The sequence below is a fragment of the Methanosarcina barkeri 3 genome, assembly GCF_000970305.1.
GTDB lineage: Archaea > Halobacteriota > Methanosarcinia > Methanosarcinales > Methanosarcinaceae > Methanosarcina > Methanosarcina barkeri_A.
This window is the reverse complement of sequence record NZ_CP009517.1, coordinates 1,570,317-1,591,481: the sequence shown is the minus strand read 5'-3', so window position 1 is coordinate 1,591,481 and position 21,165 is coordinate 1,570,317. Positions and strand designations below refer to the sequence as shown.

Below are 21,165 nucleotides of genomic sequence, written 5' to 3'. Positions count from 1 at the left end.
AAGTACAGTAAACGGCTGTATAAGCACACAGGTAATTCCGAAAATTCCTGATGACTGTGCAAGACTTGGAAACAGAATTATAATTAATTTTCAGGCAGAAGCGACCTTATCGTGTCGTTCTTATTTTTTAATTGATCAAAAAGGTGATGAATATACCCTCAAAAAACTCCATATATTTACTTCCAATACTGTTAATACTACTCTTTGCCGGCACTGCTTCGGCTTTACCCGTAGCAACTCATGGCACGGTTCAAGGTGAGATGTATGTCTCATCGACTGCAAACTGGCCTTCAAAATTATCTACAAACAACTTTGACGTACCAAACGGTACAGTTGTTTTTGCACGTTACTATGTAGGTGTCTGGGGGTCCTCTGGTACACCCACTTCAATATCCACTACATTTAACGGTCATGAATTTGAAGCTAAACCGTCTTATTACTCAACTGAAATGGGTGTAACATGGATACCCTATAATGTCACAAGCTACTTGCTTCCTGGCGAAAAAAATACCGCAACTATCGACACAAAATACTGGGGCGACGGCAGGCAGTACGGCAGTACTCTCGTAGTCGTACTGAAAAACGAAAGTAAGCCACAGATGGAATACTGGATTGCAGATGGCCTTGACTGGCTTCATTATGCCGATTATTTAGGATATGCAGTGGATAATTCTTTCACATATTTCAACGGGACCGTAGACCTTGCTAATGTGCAGAGTGCAAGTCTCTATTCAACCCACTTAACCGGGTATAATTATGAAGATTTCAACGGAAAATCCCTTTCAGATCCTACCGATTCACCAAGTGGTGACTATTTCAACTATATCAGGTGGGACAATGTAAAGCCCTCTCTTGTGGCAGAAAACCAGACCGTAAACGTAGGACGAGGAGATGATACTTACTGTTCTCCAGCATTCCATGCGCTATCAATAGTGTACGAAAAACCTGACCTTGTGCCGGTGAGCCTTACACCCGCTACCGTAGTTCCCAACACCAGCAATACCATGACCATTTCCATTGAAAACAAAGGCAACAAAGACTCAACTGCCTTCAAAGTATCGCTCCTGGTGGACGGTACAGTCGTGGACACACAACCTGTGGCCAGCCTGAAAAGTGGTAGCAGTACCACTGTTGAATTCCACTGGATACCCGACGGTACTAAGGACAGTTATAAGCTAACCGCAAACGTAGATCCTGAAAATGTAGTGAATGAAGAGGATGAAACCAATAACTCTCTGGCCTCATTAGTGGGGACGACTACAGCCAAAACACCCATAGCCGATTTCACTGCCAAACCAACCAGTGGAGATGTACCGCTTACAGTTGAATTCGTCGACACATCCGCTAACTCACCCTTATCATGGACCTGGGACTTTGGGGATGGAACCACCAGTAACGAGCAGAACCCCAAACACACCTATAACATACCTGGAAGTTACAATGTGACCCTAACGGTTACCAATGCAAACGGAAATGATTCCAGGATAAAAACAAATTATATCATTACCAATTCACTTGTTGCAGATTTCACCGCAACACCTCTTTCAGGCGGTGCACCACTTACGGTTACATTCACAGATCAGTCCACAGGTACACCCACGTCCTGGGCGTGGGACTTTGGGGATGGAGCCACGAGTAAAGAGAATAACCCCACCCATATTTATTCGACACCTGGAACTTACACAGTCAACCTTACGGTTACAAACATTGGTGGAACAAATTCCACCGTTAAGACAGGCTACATCACAGTCTCGACAATCACTCCGGTAGCTAACTTCACTGCAACACGAACCACCGGAAGCTCACCTCTAACAGTTCAATTCATGGACCAGTCCAAAAATGTACCAGCTGAGTGGTTCTGGGACTTTGGTGACGGAACCACGAGCACCGAACAAAATCCTACACATACCTACACTACAATTGGCACCTATACCGTGAAACTTACAGCAACGAACATTGCCGGAAACAACACAACCACAAAAACAGGATATATTACAGTTTCAGAAATCGGCCCGGTCTGGAAAGCCAAATCGGAATGGAACATACCTGACATAGGTGATTTGGCAGCTCCATGTTTAGCTGACCTTGATGGCGATGGAGACTACGATTTGATGATGGGCGCAAATAACGGTTTGACGTATGGTTATGAGAACACAGGGACTAAAAACAATCCAGTGTGGACAACAAAAACTGAATGGAACGTGATTGATTCTCCAGCGGTCCGTTCAAGACCATGTTTAACCGACCTTGATGGCGATGGAGACTACGACCTACTAATAGGTGTGTATATGAATGTCAATGCCTATGAAAACACAGGGACTAAAAACAGCCCAGTGTGGACAAGGAAATCTGCATGGGATATATCTGGAGTAGCTGGAATGTCTTCAATTAATTACGCACCGTGTTCAGCTGACCTTGATGGCGATGGAGACTACGACTTACTGATAGGTACGTATAATGGTATTACATGCGCTTATGAAAATACAGGAACTGTAAACAATCCGGTGTGGACAACAAAAACTAAATGGGACACACCTGATATAGGAGTTATGGCATCTCCGTGTTTAGCTGACCTTGACGGAGATGGAGACTATGACCTGTTAATAGGTGAAAAGAGTGGTTCCTATGGTTATGAGAACACAGGGACTGTAAACAACCCAGTGTGGACAAAGAAAAGTGAATGGGATGCACCTATAGTAGGGCAGTATATGAGATCATGTTTAGCCGACCTCGATAGTGATGGAGACTACGACTTACTAATAGGTACATATAATGGTATTACATATGGCTGCGAGAACACTGCATCTTCAGCCGTAGCAAAGCCAGACCTCATCCTCACTTCAGTCACGCCGCAATCCAGCATCGTCACTAACACACCCTGCACCATTAGCTCTACCATTAATAACACCGGTACAGAGAATGCAAATGCCTTTAATGCTACTCTTTCCGTAAACAACACGGTCGTAGATACACAGCCTGTATCAGACATTGCATCAGGCAGCAGTTCTACAGTGAACTTCACATGGACTCCAACTGTAGCAGGTGATTACAACCTCACTGTAACCGCAGATCCGGAAAATGGGATCTCCGAGTCCGACGAAACGAGCAATGCGCTTACAGTGCTTGTCACTGCTTCTTCCGGATCGACAGCCCCAGTAGCGAACTTCACTGCTGACGTAATGAACGGTACTGCTCCTCTCACTGTCAATTTCACTGATCAGTCGACTGGATCACCAACTTCCTGGTTCTGGGACTTTGGAGACAGTACCAATGCTACCGAGCAGAACCCCTCGCATAGCTATACTGCAGCTGGTAACTACACCGTCAACCTCACGGTTAGCAGTGCAGCCGGAAACAACAGCAGCCAGCTAGTCGATTTGATTAAAGTGACTGAATCTCCGACTCCTGGGGAACAGCCTGACCTTACTGTTTCAGCAATCACACCGAATGCTGGCGAAGTTTTTGCAAATGAGGCAAATAACGTTTCGGCAAAGGTAGAAAACATAGGTACAAAAGCTTCTGGACCATTTACGGTCACTTTTACTGCAACTGGCATCGACACAAATGTCACTGTTGATGCTCTTGAAGCGGGAGCAAATGCAACGGTCACTATAGCAGATCCGACAATCAGGGCTTTTGGAGACAATGTTACGGTCACAGCCACTGCAGATCCAGAGAATAAAATTGCCGAGTCCAGTGAGATAAATAACCAGATGAACATCACAAAGGCCGTTGTCTATAACGGTTACAAGGGCAAACGGTATACCGGTGGAAATGATCTACTCACGCAGGCTGTTTTCGAAGGAAAATACGGGCTTGTTTACTCCTCCGGAAACACGGCATATGTATCAGGAAACTGGGCTGCAAAAACTTACACGTGGTCTTCAACAGATCTTCCAATCCCTGCAGGATCGACGGTTGAAAGTGCCAGGCTTTACCAGGCGTACACCTGGAACAAAATGGCAACTGACCCGGCTTTTAAGATGTCGTTTAATAGCAACACGGTAACGCCGATTGCTACTTATAAGGACCGGAAGAGTTATGGCACCTACGATTATCCGGCCGGGCTCTATGTCTACGATGTAACATCATTGTTTGACCCTGCAGGAAACAGCATTACTGTTACCCCAGAGACTGGAAACGACTATGGCATATACGGAGCTTACCTGGTTGTTATCTACAAAGATCCGGCTGCTACTGAGAAAAAGATCTGGATCAATGATGAGTTCGATCTCCTCGCATCCAAAGATTCCTATGCAGTCAGTAGTGAGGAGGCCACAGCATATGCATCCTTCAGTGATGTAAATGCGACAGGTATCTCAAATGCCACAGCAATAGCTGTCCTTGCCAGTGGAAATGATAAAAATAAAAGCATGTTTGCTTTCAACGACAATGAGTACACAGGTTTCTGGCCAGACTACCAGACAACCCCGCAGATCGGTTTCTCTTCATATAATGTGACCGGAAACCTTCTGAACGGAGCGGACACTGCCAGGTTGCAGAGCTATGACACGGGCACCGGTGGAGACAGCATGTCTGCCATGAACGTTATTCTGGTGGCTGATTATGGCGAAACTCCAAATGAAACGGAAGCTCCGGTTGCAGTTTTCACAGCAACTCCGACTTCTGGTACTGCTCCTCTTACTGTCAACTTTACGGATCAGTCAACTGGCACTGTTTCTTCCTATGCATGGGACTTCAACAACGACGGTAATGTAGACAGCACTGAGCAGAACCCTATCTACACTTATGCTGCAGCCGGTTCTTACACTGTCAACCTCACGGTAATTGGACCAGGAGGGAGTGATTCTAAGGTAAAAACTGGTTACGTTAAAGTTACCGGTTCATCTCCAGGAAAGCCAGTAGCTGCTTTTTCAGCCTCTCCTGCTTCAGGAAAAACACCGTTAACGGTTACCTTTACTGACACAAGTACAGGCTCGCCAACTAAATGGAAATGGAGTTTTGGAGACGGAACAACTTCAACCAAGCAGAATCCAAAGCATAAGTATTCAGCCGCAGGAAAGTATACGATAACACTGACAGTTTCCAATGCTAAAGGCAGTAACACTGCAACAGAAACCGATTATGTAAAAGTGATATCAAAACCTGCTGCAAACTTTACCAGCAGTGTTACGTCTGGAAAAGCGCCATTGAACGTTAAATTTACTGACACCAGTACAGGTACAGCTTCTGGCTGGGTCTGGGAGTTTGGAGATGGATCAAAGTCGTTCGTCCAGAATCCGACTCATAAGTACAGTAAAGCAGGAACATATACTGTTAACTTGACAGTAAAGAACGCTGCAGGACGTAACACGGTAACAAAAACAGAACATATAAAAGTGACAGCAAAACCTGTTTCAAACTTCACCAGTAGTGTTACGTCAGGAAAAGCACCATTAAATGTTAAGTTTACTGATACAAGTACGGGAACGCCTGCTGCATGGAAATGGAGTTTTGGAGATGGAACAAGTTCAACCCATCAGAATCCAGTTCACAAGTATTCCAAAGCAGGAACATATACTGTTAGTTTAACAGTAAAGAATGCTGCAGGCAGCAACATGGTAACAAAAACAGATTATATAAAGGTGACAGAAAAGCCGGTTGCTGAATTCTCTGCAACTCCTACCTCAGGAAAAATGCCGTTGACGGTTGCTTTTACTGATAAAAGTACTGGAACACCGACTAAATGGAAATGGAACTTTGGAGACGGTGCATCGTCCACAGTCCAGAATCCAAAGCATAAGTATTCTAAAGCAGGGAGTTATACAGTGACATTGACAGCAACAAATGCTGCAGGCAGTAACATGGTAACAAAAACAGATTATGTAAAAATAACTACATATAAATGACGATAAATACAAAATAAGGGATATAATCTGGAAACGAATAAACCCTTAAATTAAAAACGATAAAAAGATCAGGGCTAAAGAGAAGTGGGGGAATTATTTATTCAGTTTGACGAAACAACTCTTTAGTTCTTGTTTTACTGGAGTTAAAATTCAACTTTACTTTGAGGTTTTCATAGTTTAACTGTGCGCCTTTTGGTTTTGTGGAAACCTTGCATTATAGAGTCTCCAGTAGTTCCAATTTGTTGTAGCTTCAAATGATTACTCATATTTATTTCTGATTTTTTTCCAACATTACACAAAAAAATCTTTCATTTAGTATTCTATTCAAACTAAAGGAAAATTTTTCCAACTTGAAAAATATGTAACAATTTTATCGTACAGTTGTAGAGCTGAGTTCATTGTTAGATATTGTTTCTTATATTTAGTTAAATTCTTAAATTTTCATTAAATACATGAGATTTACTTTTACCCATACAATTTGAAGAGGATATCAAATTTGTATAAATTAATTTTCTTTGACTCCTGGAAATTTTGACCATTGGTCTCATTATTACCTTTGATAGTAAAATTCTCCTATCCTATAGTATACATTGTTTACTTTATTCCAGTACCAAATCAACATTTTTGTTGTCGTACCACATTTCTCCATCATATATCCATTTCGAATCGTTTCAAGTTCCTTGTCGTAGGTAGATAAATACTCCAACCAGGCTAAATTGCCTGAATAATACTTTGGATTTGGAATCTCTCTTTTGTTATCGAAGTAATGTCCAAACAATGTACTATCAAACTCATGAGAGGAGTTTTTAAAGCAGGAGATTGAATCTGAAAGAATTTGCTCCAGTATATAGCGATCTGGATCAGATTCATTCAATGATTTATATAAATCATAAATGCCAGCATTTGTTGCTAAAGAACCGTCAAGCACTTCATATCGATAGTGAGGATATTCCTTAAACCATATCCCTCCATTTTTATGTTTGATAAACGGGACAGACGAGTTTTCTTCAATTAGTGCGAAAATCGATTTCTTGGCTCCTTCAAGGTATCTTGTATCATTGGATATTCGATAACCCCACAACAAAGCCGATGCAGCTTGCCCTTGAGCCATTGAGGAACACCAAGGAGCACTTTCATTATTGATAGGTAAATCAAAATCATAAGAGTAGATTAGATTGCCTCCTGCAGTGGTCTTGGTATTAGATAATAAAAAGTCAAGGTTTACTATCATTGACTCATATACATCGCTGTTTGTTGAGGCATATGGTGCTATTGCTAAAATGTATTGAGATAGTGTGACGGGGTTACATTGTACTCCTAAAGATCCGCCATAATCAAAAACAATAACTCCATTTTCATTAAAATCTCGATTTTTTTGGGTTTCTGAATAATTTATAAAGGGATAATAAAAATATCCGTCTATTGTAGGATATGTATGGTTTGACCTTATGTTATAGTCTACTTCTTCCGAATATGTATACGCCATAGGCACCGTGATACCAAAAAAGAGAAAAGGAAATGTCAGCATAATGAAAATTACTTTGCTCCACGAAATTTTAGTCATAACCTCTCCTGTTTTTTATCTAAATTGACCTCGCAAACCGATAACATCTAAATCTGCTACAATCGCTTGCATTATTATTTCCCATAATAGTCTTCTTTTGATAAGTCCAATTATTGAATCCGGATGTTGTTTGACCTTTTGTATTAATGCTTATTTTTCGTGACCCCTATCTGATTTAATCCAAACTGCTAATCTGGGGATTTACCGGGATGTACGCGTCTCTTCCCCAGAATACCGAGTACCAGATCTCCAGTACATAGCACCTTAATAAAAATTCAAAAGAGTAACGATCGAATATCTCTATTTCACTCACATTTGAAAAATCAATACCAACACGCAGAAGAAACTCCGAATTTTTGAGCGCACGGATAAAATGTTCTTTAAGTTTGCCTTTAAACCAGAACTCTTCGGGAATAGGCCACCCCATCTTATCTCTCCTCCAGCAGACATTCTCAGGGAGTTTGCCGTCAAACGCTTTTCTGGCGAGATACTTCGTCCAGCCTCCATGAAGTTTATAGGTAGCAGGTACCGTTGCCAAAAACTCAACAAGCCGATAATCCATAAATGGCATTCGAGATTCGATGGAGAAGGCCATGGATCCACGGTCTGCCCAGTGAAATAATGTCCCAAGGGAGAGAATGAGATCGTCAGACATCCGCTGGTTAACGGGAATATAGCTGAACTTCTTTCCAAGGCGGTCAAGAATAGATAATGAAAGCTTCTCTCCAAGAAGACAGCGTGATAGATTCAATATAGAGCCACGAGCTATGAATGAGGATGCATTCGGTATCTGCCTGTACAGAGGCATCTCTCGAATCAGGGTGCCCAGGGGAACAATTGAAAAGTAATTTATCATGTAATCAAGATACCCTACCAGCTGTTCATCAGCACCTTGCCCGTCCAATGTAACTTTCACACCACACTCTCTCGTTAGCTTATAGGTATGCCAGCTGGACATTACGGTATTCCTTGCAGGAGTATCAAGGTAGTACACGAATTTTCTGTGTTCTTCAATAATATCCTCGACCTTAGGCTCTATCGTACTCGACCGAACATCAAGAGACCGGGCCACCTCATCGATATAATAACTCTCATCGCAGTACTCCGAGCCTGTCGTTCGATATACGCTGGAGAAAGTCTCCTGCCTATCCCCACATCCAACTGCCTTCAATTGCTGATTCACAAGGTACGCAACAGACGAACTATCGAGGCCTCCAGATAAGGCGGATCCGATCTTAACATCGGAGCGCAGCCTGAGCCTTACAGCATCTTCGAGGAGATTGTAATAACGCTCTGCATATTCAGATGCCTTCGCCTCATTATACGGCTCATTTGAGAGGTTTGGCTGAATCGACCAGAATGTCGTTTCTTTGAATGGATGAAAGATCTCTTCAATCCTGCACTTCAGAAAACTGGCACATTCAAACCGATAGATCTCCTTAAATGCGGTCTCCCTGAGATGATCCTGTGATCCCATTCTCAGGAACAGTTTGCAGTACTCTATGTTAGGCTCTTTTGTAACGGCAGGATGCTTGAGGAGAGCTTTGATCTCAGAACCGAAGATGAAATGCTGGTTGTCCTGGTAATAGTATAACGGCTTGACTCCGAAACGGTCTCTCGATATGAAAATTTCTTCTGTTTTGCTGTCATACAGCACAAAGGCCCACATGCCATTGAATCTGTTAAGGCAATCGACTCCCCATGCATCGTAGCTTGCCATGATCACTTCGGTGTCGGTCTGTGAGCGGAACGTATACCCGAGTGTCTCCAGTTCCTCGCGAATCTCGACGTGATTATATACCTCGCCGTTGTAGATGATCCAGTAGCGTCCACGGTAGCACATCGGCTGGTTGCCCTGCTCGCTCAGGTCAAGGATCGCGAGACGCCGGTGTCCGAAAGCAAAAGGGATGGGAGAATCGATGATATCGCACTGCGGAGGGTTAATGTCGAACTCATGCATGCCACCGAGGAGATAACCCTCACAGTCTGGTCCCCGGTGGACAAGGGTGTTGTTCATCGACTGTATGAATGAAGCCGGAAAGGCTTGTTTCGAAATAACTCCAACTATGCCACACATTGTATACTACCTCTTAGTAGGTCACCGCTGATTCCATCTGGTTGGTACCAGGTCGCGGACATGAACTATCTCTTTCCAGTTTAGGATTCCAAAAAATGAAAACACGCCTGGCATCAGGAGGATAAGACAACCCCTGATAAGCAGGTCGATGTACAATTCAAGATGGATATGCAATCCGATGGTCACGAGTGCCGCCGCCACGAGGACAACGCCAGCGATGGCTCCCCAGTCATGCGGTACATAATAGAGCTTCTGGCTGCAATACATGTATGCAGCAAAGACACACGCATACCCTATTAATGTCGCAACACCAGCTCCTACATAGCCAATCTGAGGTATTAACATCCAGTTAAAGAAAATATTCAGGGTTGCTCCTCCAACGTTAATCAAGATGAATAGGTATGTCTTCTTTGAAATCCCGATCCCGGGCGCAAAGATATACATCTGTGAGAGCAGGACTGCGGGAACCAGAAAGACTACCACCTGGCTAGCAGCATAATATGCTGGTGTCGTGAGGATCCGGAGGGCAACGTCAGCGAACAGAGAGAGTATTAAGAATATCACGATCACAATTGCCAAGAAGGTCCTGAATAACATCGCAAGTTGGTGGGGTGTCTCTGGTTCCTGGTAATGCTTATATATGAGCGGAGTCAAGGCCATCTGGAAACCGACAAGGACAAGAGTCGATACGCTTGCCAGACGGTAACCAATACCATAAAGGCCCACTTCTTCGAGTGAGAGGTAGTGGTTGATCATCAACCGGTCGATGTACATGCTTACAAAAACAGCGATACTCGATGGCACGATCGGTACTGAGAAGGCAAGCATCGTTTTGAGTTTTGTGAGATCAAAACGGAGTTGAAATGTTTTTTTGAGATAATAGAGTCCGAGAAAAACGCCTGCCGCTGTCCCGATGATCATGCCTGTGAGAAAGCCGTAGATGCCAAAATGAAATACATAGGCAAGCAGTACCGATGCACCTGCTGTCGTAAGAGATTGAACCGTGCTAACAATGGAATAGGCTTCGCTGCGGAGCTCGAACCGGAGCTGATTCCTCAATAGATAAAAGAGCCCATTCATCCAGATGAAGATCGCTCCAAGACGAAAGACGTCATCAAGCCCCGATGCACCGATCACGATGAGGGAGAGTTCCGGTGCAAAGGCGAAGGCTACTATCAGGAATGCCGTAAACATGAGGACAGTAAACCAGAGGGCAGTTGAAACTAAAATCTTTTTACCTTCGTCTGTCTTCTCATCCAGGTAAAAACGTGAGACACCCTGGGAGATCTCCAGCGCTACGGTGAGTGCAATCAGCGAACCGAAAATCGTGATCATATCGAGGGCACCGTAATCGGAAGGGGTGAGGACACGAGTATATAGTGGGATTAAAAAGAACGAAATTCCATAACTTAAGATTGAAGGAATGGTGTAGATGGCACTGTCGCGAAAGAATCTACGAATCATATTGAATAATTTCCTCCAATTTTCAGGATTTTTATAATATGTTGCAAAATTATTTTTTATTCACGAATGTCATATGCATATTCCATGAACCGTTGTTCTAGTTTTGGTTTATCTGAGAGGCAGAGGGATTCTATACCGTAATGCTCGATCATATTACGGATAATCTCTTTGCTTTGGGATTCCGGCATGCCATATCCCTGAACATACTGGATATTGTTGGGATCAAACATATGCTCCTCGAGGATGCTTCCCTCGATGATCTGTAGATATCGCCTTGCTACCATTTCAGGAGTGCGTTGCGTTCTAATAAATTCTTGTGCTTTTTTCCCAAGGTCCAGTCGAAACTCTTCATCCACAATTAAGTGTTCTATTGCTGTTGTAATCTCATCTGGATGGCAAAATAAACTTGGAGGAATGTGTTTTTGGGTAAAATCATTATGAATATGATCTGTATAATACCCACCAACAACAGCCGGTTTTCCAAACCATGCAGCTTCTGTGGCAAAAGTAGCCATAGGTTGATCAGAATAAACTTGGTCTATAATAAAGTCGCATTTTTGTAATTCTTCTATCACTTGATGGTGTGGTTTTCCGGTTATTTCAATATAGTTAATGTTATATCCTTTCTTCTCCAATATATTTATTGAGTTTCGGATATGGTCCGAACCTTTCCCAATAGGGTCGGATGGTGAGTGAAGGATTTGAACATGATCATGATCTCCTATTTGATGATTAATACCCTTAACTGAGGATTCAAAAGGTAACCCAATTGAACAAATATTCCCACATTTTTTTATATGATAATGAGCAGAGGCCGGATTCGTCAAGACGCAGTCTGCATACTTTTCAATAGCAACAATGTTGGACTTTATCTCCCGGGATATCTTTTTATAATCATCCGGTGTTAGATTGTGTCGAGATCCATCGATATAGGGTGGACGCTCATCGCTTCCATTAAATATGAACAGTACTTTTTTATTGAAAAATTTTAAGAGGGGCAGGTCATGATTGCGAAAAAAAGAGTGACCAAATGCGAAAATAAACACATTAAAATGGTAAAGAGTCCATATAAAAATTGGAATCATTAATATCTTGTTAGATACAAAGAAAGGCGCTTTTAATATTTTATAATTAACCTTCTTCATTTGCCTAAGATTCCACTTACATATCTGAACAAGAATATTAGGCTCATCATCTCTATTGTACTCAAATGGGTGGGATGAAAGATCGATGAAAGTACATTCAATACCGATCTCTTGAAAGCCTCTTTTCAAATTACCGTAGTAACCTGCAATTTCCGTTAGACCAATAAATATTTTGATCGTCATGGCAACCACCTCTCATATCATAATTCTGTTTGTATAATTTACAGGTTGATCAATCGTAATTCTCCTTCCACATGCAATATTGAAAACTCCTATCTTATTGAGTTCACAGACAGTATGTTCGCATCAACAACATTTTTCGCAAGAGTAAAATCCCTGCTTTGGTTCCCATCCCAAGATATTACAGAAACAGGGAAACCTAAAAGCATACTTACAGCAGAAGCTACAAACGTAACACCAACATTGGATGCAAGTTTTTTAGGATATGACAAGGGGATCACACCGTGTCTGGTGAATTTCAAATGGCTAAGAACTCGCGAAGTCTCAGCCAGAATAGAAAACTATGTGTTTCCTAAGATTTCACAAATATTTACATATGCATTTCCATTTCCGAAAAAGTTCCCTTTTATAGGGACACCTTCAAAATTTAAAATTGCATCTGTGATCTTCTCATAATCCGCTCCAACAAGTACATTCCCTCCATCTGCGATCGTTTCGACCCACTCGGTATTTTCCCTCATAGTTATGCAGGGTACCTTAAGCATGTAAGCTTCTTTCTGTATCCCTCCTGAGTCTGTGAGGATCTTCTTTGCATGAGCCATGAGCTTTAACATTTCCAGGTATCCAAGGGGAGGAACGACTTTAATTTTTTTACACAATTCATTCCAGAGCCCGTACTGTTTCAGATACTTTTCAGTCCTGGGATGGACCGCAAATACAATGGGAACACCTGCGTGACAGAAAGCGTTTGTTATGGAGGAAAGGTTTTCAAAGCTGTCAGTGTTCGAAGCCCGATGAACAGTTGCAACAATATACTCTTTTGATTTAATGTTCAGGTCCTCCAGAATTGTAGCTTTTTGTTCTGCAATCTTTATGTTATATTTCAAAGAATCAAGCATTACATCTCCTACATTATAGACTCCTTTTGTGATTCCTTCTTTTTTCAGGTTTAAGACTGCAGTTTCTGTTGGGCAAAAAAGCAGGTCTGAGATATGGTCTGCAAGTACTCTATTAATTTCTTCAGGCATGAACCGATCAAAAGACCGAAGACCAGCTTCTACATGCGCAGTTTTAATATGTAATTTGGAAGCAGCAATATCTCCTGCAAGTGTAGAGTTCGTATCTCCGTATACAAGGACAAGGTCAGGACTTTCTTTTAGAAGAATTTTTTCAATTTCAATCAACATTTTTCCAGTTTGAACTCCATGACTGTCGGACCCTACACCAAGATTGTAGTTCGGTTTAGGGATCTTCAGTTCATCAAAGAAGATATCGGACATTCCTATGTCGTAATGCTGACCTGTATGTATGAGTATCTCTTCGTGTTTTTCTCTTATAAGTCGAGAAAGAGGAGCACACTTGATGAATTGAGGACGAGCTCCGACAATAGATGCTATTTTCATTTTCTCCTCAAATTTTTAGAACTTACTCTCGAACGTTTAGAACTTGCCCTAAAAAGTCTGGAACTTGCCCTAAAATGCTCGGAACCTATATATTTTTCCTCTAATGCATTTGCAAGTAATTTTTCCGTTTTCTGAGCTATACTCCCCCAACTATAGTGCATTAACACTAGGTTACGCCCACGATTTCCCATTTCGTTTTTTAAAGATTCGTCTTTTAGTACTTTTAAAATAGCCTCAGATAGTTTCTGAGAGTTTTGCGGTTCAACCAAAATTCCTGCTTTTACTTGATTCAGTATTTCAAATCCTTTCACATCACTTGCTATGACCGCTTTTCCACACGCCATATATTCATATAATTTTAAAGGAGAGTAGCCAGACTTTAGGGGTATCTTAGGTACCACGCATACATCACTTGCATTTATATACAGTGGCATTTCATTATGGGGTATGAAACCTGTGAATATGAATTTTTTATCTATATTCAGATCTTTAGCTTTTTGAATCAGATCGTTTTTTAAAGGGCCATCCCCGATTATTAAAAATACTGTTTCTACTTCTTCTTTCAAAATTGCAGGTGCGGCTTCTACGAGATATTTGAGTCCTTGCCATTCTACTAGAATGCCAGCAAAAGCAACGACATTGTTTTTATCAAGCCCGTATTTTGTTTTCAAATTTGAGATCTTATTCAGTGGTCTGAATATATCTGTATTTACTCCGTTTCCGATCACTTCTATTTTTTCTTCAGGAATGCCATACTTTCTGATTATTTCTTGTTTTATTCCTTCAGTGACTGTAATTATCCTGCTTGCGTTAGAGTAGTAAATCTTTTCGCATAATTTTATGAGTTTCACATAAACCTGTGGTTCGTGTCTCATTGATATCTCATCAAGCATATCCCCATTTACTTCCATAACCAGAGGGATATTAAATAATTTGGAGAATACCAGTGAGGGAGACAAGAATAATGTTCCATCAAATCGCTGATAAAATATGTCTGGTTTTTTTTTGATTAATAGGTATAGAGGATATATCATCCAAAATAGAAAATTCAATAAAATAATACGCATTAGACGCTTGGTACCAAAAAGTGGAATGTAGCATTTATTTTCGACTTTAATTTCAGTCTGTGGTTTTTGACATATCAAATGGACTTCATTCTTTTTTGATAAGTTATTGTAAATTTCTATTGTATGGGTTGTCCCAGCGTTTTTTTCTCCAAAGTATATATCTGTTAGATAGTGTATATTCATTTGTTTTATTTGGAAATAATTCCGCTTCGGAACTTTATTTTCCCTGCCCATATCTCCACACCCCAGATAATCTCGTTTCTCCCGTTCCTGTTCAGAATCTTGCGTCAGCTAAAACTATTTTTCGCAGTGTATCTTATAACGACCAGAATTACCACCCAAACTCCAAATCTTTATAAAAATCATTTTATTAATTTCTATTTAACTGTTTATTTGTTGATATCATCTAGAATGGCACAGATTTTGTAACTCTAATAGGACTGATCGATACTTTCCAATAAATATATAGAGCCCGAAATAATATGACATAGCTCGGAAATGGTTCTTTTCATCCTTCTCCAGGTTGATCTCGGTGTTTTTGTGGAAACCGTCGAGTGATATTAGGTAAGAGCCTGGAAATCAGTTTTTGTCGTAGTTTTCCAGACTCTTTCTGTCCAAAATTCAATCATCTTTCCTTGATACTTCAGATGATTAACTGTCGAATATCATTCTCAATACCTTGATTTACCGAATACTTATTGGCAGATGCCTTTTCAGGTTGGGTTCAGGATAGTTTTATTTATCTCATTTTTTGACTCTATTTCCTTTGACATAGTAATGATTTTTTGTCATCTATATAAAGTTATTTAATAGGTAGTATGTAGTTTTGAGCAAACTTATTCTATAAAATAATAATTTTTCAAGTAATTATATATAAAATTTTATGAACAATTCTACAATTAATTGATTTGTGTTCGATATTGGCTGATTGTTTTTTATTAATTTCAGTTTCATACTGATAAACAAAATATCCTGTTCCCGGTACCGATATTTTTTAATATTAGAGAAAAGTATTTAATTACAAAATATATTATGATGTTAAAAAGAAGATAAGCTGTTTATTTTAAATAAATATTATTAATAAGTTGCAGTATGGCGACCATTTGCAGTATTATTTCAAATATTATATAGAATACAATATTGTTTTATTATATATTGTTATTAAATCTTATAAATATAATAAATAATAGTACTAAATATTATAAAAATTAACAAAAACCTTAAATATAATGAAAGCATTTAGAAGTTCTCTTTTTCAATTTAATTTGGTTGAGAATCTATTTTGTCCTAAAATTATTTCGTTTTTTATTTTTTTATTGCAGTCATATATCACATACAGGTGACCGATTATTTTACTCGAATTTAGAATTATTTCATTATACAATCATTCCACAATACTAAAATGGAATTGGAATTTACTAAACGTTTAACCCTTTGCATCGCCTGTTGTATTATTTATTGGACTTAAGAATAGTTTTGAGTCTGCAAAATCATTTTAGATACAATAAAAATAGAATCTCTTTATTTATATTTCTTCTTCTAAATTAAAAATATCATATTATGAATATATAGTGGATTTATAACGAGACAATTGACAAATATTATGTTACTAATTTTTATATCTGTGTTAATTATGTTGAATATAAACTAATATGTTCTTAATATTTTCAAACAATTTAAATACTTTGTGTTATTTTATTCTTTTTTGAAGTGGCTGAACTGTAATAGATGTTTCTCTTAACAAGGAAACATTGTCTTCAAAGCAGAGTCAGATATCTGGCCTTTACAAACTGAAAATTTACAAACTGAAAATAAATAAAGTTGAACTTTGAGAAATTTGTCCATGCCACTTTTAAAAAGTTTTGTTCTTAATCTCTAATAGAAATCCAAATTTTACAGAGGATGTGAATTTTTAAAAGGTAGATTTTGGTCTGATAAACAATTCGTGATTACAGATCCAAATTTTAAATTTTATAGAAAAATGTTTTAATTTTTTTGTTTTTTGGTTTTCCCTCTGAATAAAAAATGAAATTGTGAGATTAAAATCCTGAACAGCCGCCTTAAACCTTTCCAAAGCGGGTCGCAATGGAAGAGTTATGGGCTTTAAAATAAGTAGGTGAATTCAGACTGACCAGAACAACACCAAGAGTAGTTTTCATTAAAATCGGCGAGCAAATTTGTGTGAACCTGTGTTCCTCATGTTAGCGGTTGATTGTGCTTTTACATTTATTGAAAGGCTAGAACCGGAATTCCAGGTATCTCCAAAATAAGCGAATTCAACTGATTTTGGCAGGCTGAATAGTTGCCTCTAACTAAGTATAGGAGGAATAATGACGAATAAAAAACCAATTTCAACATTATTACTACTAATTCTAAGCATTGGAGTCTGCCTCACTTTGCTTGCAGGCACCGTAGCTGCTGACGACTGGGTTGGTGGCCTTCCGCTGACAACCGTTCAGACCGGAACAGTGACCGGTGGCCTGTACATCTCCGGGAACCCTCCATCAGCGACTTACACTAACGTTGTGGACAGAACTTTTTCCCTCCCGACAGCTGCCGTGGCAGGGTCAGGCAGGATCAAATGGGCCAGGCTCTACGTTTCCAGCTACTGCGGACACATGCAGGATGCAAAGGCCATCACCTACGCTACTAAGGTTGACTGGAATAACGACGGAACCTGGGACAACAACTGGACAGAAACTGACCCCGGTCAGCCTTTTATCTACATGCAGGGCGGGGACTACGGCGGCGGTGGCAATGACAACAGCGAGTTTTCCGGCCACGGTACCGGTGAACCTTATTTGATGCTCAACGAGCACACAACCCGTGTGACGAGTGACTACCTGAGCTGGTATAATGTAACGAACCTGATTCAGGTGGATGAACCCACAATCAAGGTGAACGTAGATGCCACAGGTTCCTACGATGGTCGGATAAAGATGGTCGAGCTCGTCGTCGCATACGACGATCCTTCTTCAACAACAGAAACGCTGTACTGGGTCAATGAGGGGCACGATGCCTGCACTTACTATACTGAGGAAAATGAAGACACTGTTGCCATTGGAACCACCACCTTTGATACAGCCGGGCTTTCAGGCATTACCTCGGCCACACTCATTGCCGACTACCTGGCAAGTAACAATGGGTACTACGGTTTCCCAACAACAGATAATAATTTTGTTGCATCTACAAAGACCGGATCATTTACAAACATAGAGCTTGACCGTATCGCTGATACTCAGGGTCTTTACTCAGGGATTGATTCCTGGAATGTGACATCATCCATTTCCGGCAGCAGTTCTGCATTTGCCTATGCCAGGTACCTGCCGGGTACAGGTACCGCAGCATTCTACAAAATTCCCCTCGCGTTCCTGGTGGTAAAAAAACCGCTTCAATCAACCTCTGCACCCGATGCCGAGTTCACTGCCAACGTGACCAGCGGAACGGCTCCTCTCACGGTTCAATTTAACGAAAACTCAACTGGTTCCCCTACTTCCTGGCAGTGGGATTTCAATAACGATGGAACTGTTGACAGTACAGAGCAGAATCCGATATATACCTATAGTACGGCAGGAAACTACGCTGTTAACCTCACGGTTTCCAATGCAAAGGGAAGCAACTCTGAGGTAAAGACCGAATACATAACCGCAACTTCAGCAGCGACAAATGACCTCACTATAAGCGGACTCGTCAATACGGTTCCAGGCTCTGCGGTTTTTGCCAAAGAACCAAATACCATAAACATTCTCAACATTATGAACACTGGAACTGGCAGTCTTTCTAATATTTCAGTAGCACTTTATGCAAGTGATGTATCCGGTGGGACGGTTCCGGTAAACACGACAACAATCGCATCCCTTGCAAGCGGAGGAAAGGCCACAATAAGCCTGATTGACCCGACTATCCGCAGCCTCGAAGGCGGTACGGTAACGTACACTGCAGTTGTTGACCCTGATAACCTGATAGCTGAAACCAACGAGGCAAACAATAACAAGAGCAGTGCGTCCAAACCGCTCAGATATAACGGTTATAAAGGCAAAGGCATCTACTGGGAAGGTGGCAGCAACATCACCACCAAACATACCTATGACCTTCAGGGTAACCTTCTTTACTCCACGCAGCCTGATACTGCTTACAAAGCTGTTGGCTGGAGTGACAGGACCGAAACATGGACTGCAGATGACCTTCCAATCCCCAGCGGTTCCACAATAGAAAAAGTCCTTCTTTATTTCGCCTACAACTGGGACCAAACTCCTGGCGGATATCCGTGGTTGAATCTTAACTTTAACGGAAACACAATTGAGAACGGAAATCTCTCAACAGGAAACGGAACTCTCTACAGGGACTGGAGCAATTTTGGCGGATATGCTGATTATGAATATGGTCTCTGCGTCTACGATGTAACTGACAAGTTCAACGAGGCCGGAAATAGCCTTGTAACGAATCCATATGATAGCTCTTACAATAAAATCGCACTGTATCCAAGCACCCTTGTTGTAATCTATCGAAACTCTAACGAGACCAGGAAACAGATATTTATCAATGAAGAGTGCGACGAACTTGGCGTATCTGAGTCCAGTTACGGAACAACTCCCAAAGAGGCTACAGCATATGCTCCTTTCACTGGTATGTCCATTGACAAGAGCAAGGTAGCAAATGCTACGATGTACAGTTTCGCCGGAAGTGCCGGGCCCGATGAAGGAAACCTGCTATTCAACGGAAACACCGTGGCAACCAACGCTTGGCAGGGGAATTCAAACACCGCAAGTCCACTGGTCTTTAATACGACAAATTACATAACTGCAACAGAAAACGAAGCCGGAATTCAGGGCACAACAAGTGGAGGCATGGATGCTCTCCAGCAGATCCTTGTCGTTGACTATCAGAAAGAACAAGAACCTGCACCAGTAGCCAACTTTACCGCAAATGTGACAAAAGGTAACGCGCCTCTTATGGTTCAGTTTACAGATGCTTCAACTGGTATTGTTTCTTCCTATGCATGGGACTTCAATAACGACGGTAATGTAGACAGTACTGAGCAGAACCCTGTTCACATTTATAATGCAGCTGGTAACTACACTGTCAACCTTACAGTTGTAAATGCAGATGGAAGTGATTCTGAAGTAAAGACCGAATACATTTTGGTAAGCGAACCGCTTCCTGGAGCACCTGTTGCAAATTTCACAGCTACTCCGACTTCTGGTACTGCTCCTCTAACTGTCAACTTTAAGGATCAGTCAACCGGCACTGTTTCTTCCTATGCATGGGATTTCAATAACGATGGCAATGTAGACAGTACAGAACAGAGTCCTTCGTATACTTACGTTGCAGCCGGTTCTTACACTGTCAACCTCACAGTAACCGGACCTGGTGGAAGCGATTCGGAGGTAAAAACAGGTTACGTTAAAGTCACTGGTTCATCTCCAGGAAAGCCAGTAGCTGCTTTTTCAGCCTCTCCTGCTTCAGGAAAAACACCATTAACAGTTGCCTTTACTGATACAAGTACAGGAACACCGACCAAATGGAAATGGAGTTTTGGAGACGGAACAACTTCAACCAAACAGAATCCAAAGCATAAGTATTCAGCTGCAGGGAAGTATACGGTAATACTTACAGTTACCAATGCTAAAGGCAGTAACACGGTAACAGAAGCCGATTATATAAAAGTGATATCAAAACCTGTTGCAAATCTCACCAGCAGTGTTACATCTGGAAAAGCACCATTAAACGTTAAATTTACTGACACAAGTACAGGTATAGCTTCTGGCTGGATCTGGGAGTTTGGAGATGGGTCAAGGTCATTCGTTCAGAATCCGACTCACAAGTATTCCAAAGCAGGAACATATACTGTTAACTTGACAGTAAAGAACGCTGCAGGGCGTAACACGGTAACAAAAACAGAACATATAAAAGTGACAGCAAAACCTGCTGCAAACTTCAGCAGCAGTGTTACATCAGGAAAAACACCATTAAACGTTAAGTTTACTGATACAAGTACAGGAACACCTGCTGCATGGAAATGGAGTTTTGGAGATGGAACAAGTTCAACCCAACAGAATCCGACTCATAAGTATTCCAAAGCAGGAACATATACTGTAAATTTAACAGTAAAGAACGCTGCAGGCAGCAACATGGTAACAAAAACAGATTATATAAAGGTGACAGAAAAGCCGGTTGCTGAATTCTCTGCAACTCCTATTTCAGGAAAAATGCCGTTGACGGTTGCTTTTACTGATAAAAGTACTGGAACACCGACTAAATGGAAATGGAACTTTGGAGACGGTGCATCGTCCACAGTCCAGAATCCAAAGCATAAGTATTCCAAAGCAGGGAGTTATACAGTGACATTGACAGCAACAAATGCTGCCGGCAGTAACACGGTAACACAAACCGATTATATAAAAATAACTGCATAA

General features: G+C 41.0%; 8 protein-coding genes. 2 read left to right on the top strand and 6 right to left on the bottom strand.

Annotated features, from left to right (window positions below):
- Positions 1-146: 146 nt before the first annotated feature.
- Positions 147-5,849, top strand: coding sequence for a PKD domain-containing protein (locus tag MSBR3_RS06380; protein WP_080942229.1), 5,703 nt, complete (start codon positions 147-149; stop codon positions 5,847-5,849).
- Between the two features lie 550 nt (positions 5,850-6,399).
- On the opposite strand, the gene MSBR3_RS06375 is transcribed toward MSBR3_RS06380, so the two are convergent.
- The 6 genes from MSBR3_RS06375 to MSBR3_RS06345 form a co-directional block, all read right to left on the bottom strand.
- A complete protein-coding gene (locus MSBR3_RS06375; protein WP_048107188.1) occupies positions 6,400-7,413 on the bottom strand; it encodes a D-glucuronyl C5-epimerase family protein in 1,014 nt (337 codons plus the stop codon).
- Between the two features lie 175 nt (positions 7,414-7,588).
- Positions 7,589-9,490: an asparagine synthase (glutamine-hydrolyzing) gene (gene asnB / locus MSBR3_RS06370; protein ID WP_048107187.1), complete on the bottom strand. Its 1,902-nt coding sequence runs from the start codon at positions 9,488-9,490 to the stop codon at positions 7,589-7,591.
- Between the two features lie 21 nt (positions 9,491-9,511).
- Positions 9,512-10,954 (bottom strand): flippase, encoded by a 1,443-nt coding sequence (locus MSBR3_RS06365; protein ID WP_048107186.1) that lies wholly within the window; start codon positions 10,952-10,954, stop codon positions 9,512-9,514.
- A gap of 56 nt (positions 10,955-11,010) precedes the next feature.
- Positions 11,011-12,282 (bottom strand): glycosyltransferase, encoded by a 1,272-nt coding sequence (locus MSBR3_RS06360; RefSeq protein WP_048107185.1) that lies wholly within the window; start codon positions 12,280-12,282, stop codon positions 11,011-11,013.
- Between the two features lie 338 nt (positions 12,283-12,620).
- Positions 12,621-13,682, bottom strand: a complete 1,062-nt coding sequence (gene wecB / locus MSBR3_RS06350) for a non-hydrolyzing UDP-N-acetylglucosamine 2-epimerase (protein WP_048107183.1) — start codon at positions 13,680-13,682, stop codon at positions 12,621-12,623.
- Positions 13,679-14,983: a glycosyltransferase family 4 protein gene (locus MSBR3_RS06345; RefSeq protein WP_052723308.1), complete on the bottom strand. Its 1,305-nt coding sequence runs from the start codon at positions 14,981-14,983 to the stop codon at positions 13,679-13,681. The genes wecB and MSBR3_RS06345 overlap by 4 nt, the downstream gene beginning before the upstream one ends.
- A 2,096-nt stretch (positions 14,984-17,079) precedes the next feature.
- On the opposite strand from MSBR3_RS06345, the gene MSBR3_RS06340 reads away from it, so the two are divergent.
- Positions 17,080-21,165, top strand: coding sequence for a DUF3344 domain-containing protein (locus tag MSBR3_RS06340; protein ID WP_052723307.1), 4,086 nt, complete (start codon positions 17,080-17,082; stop codon positions 21,163-21,165).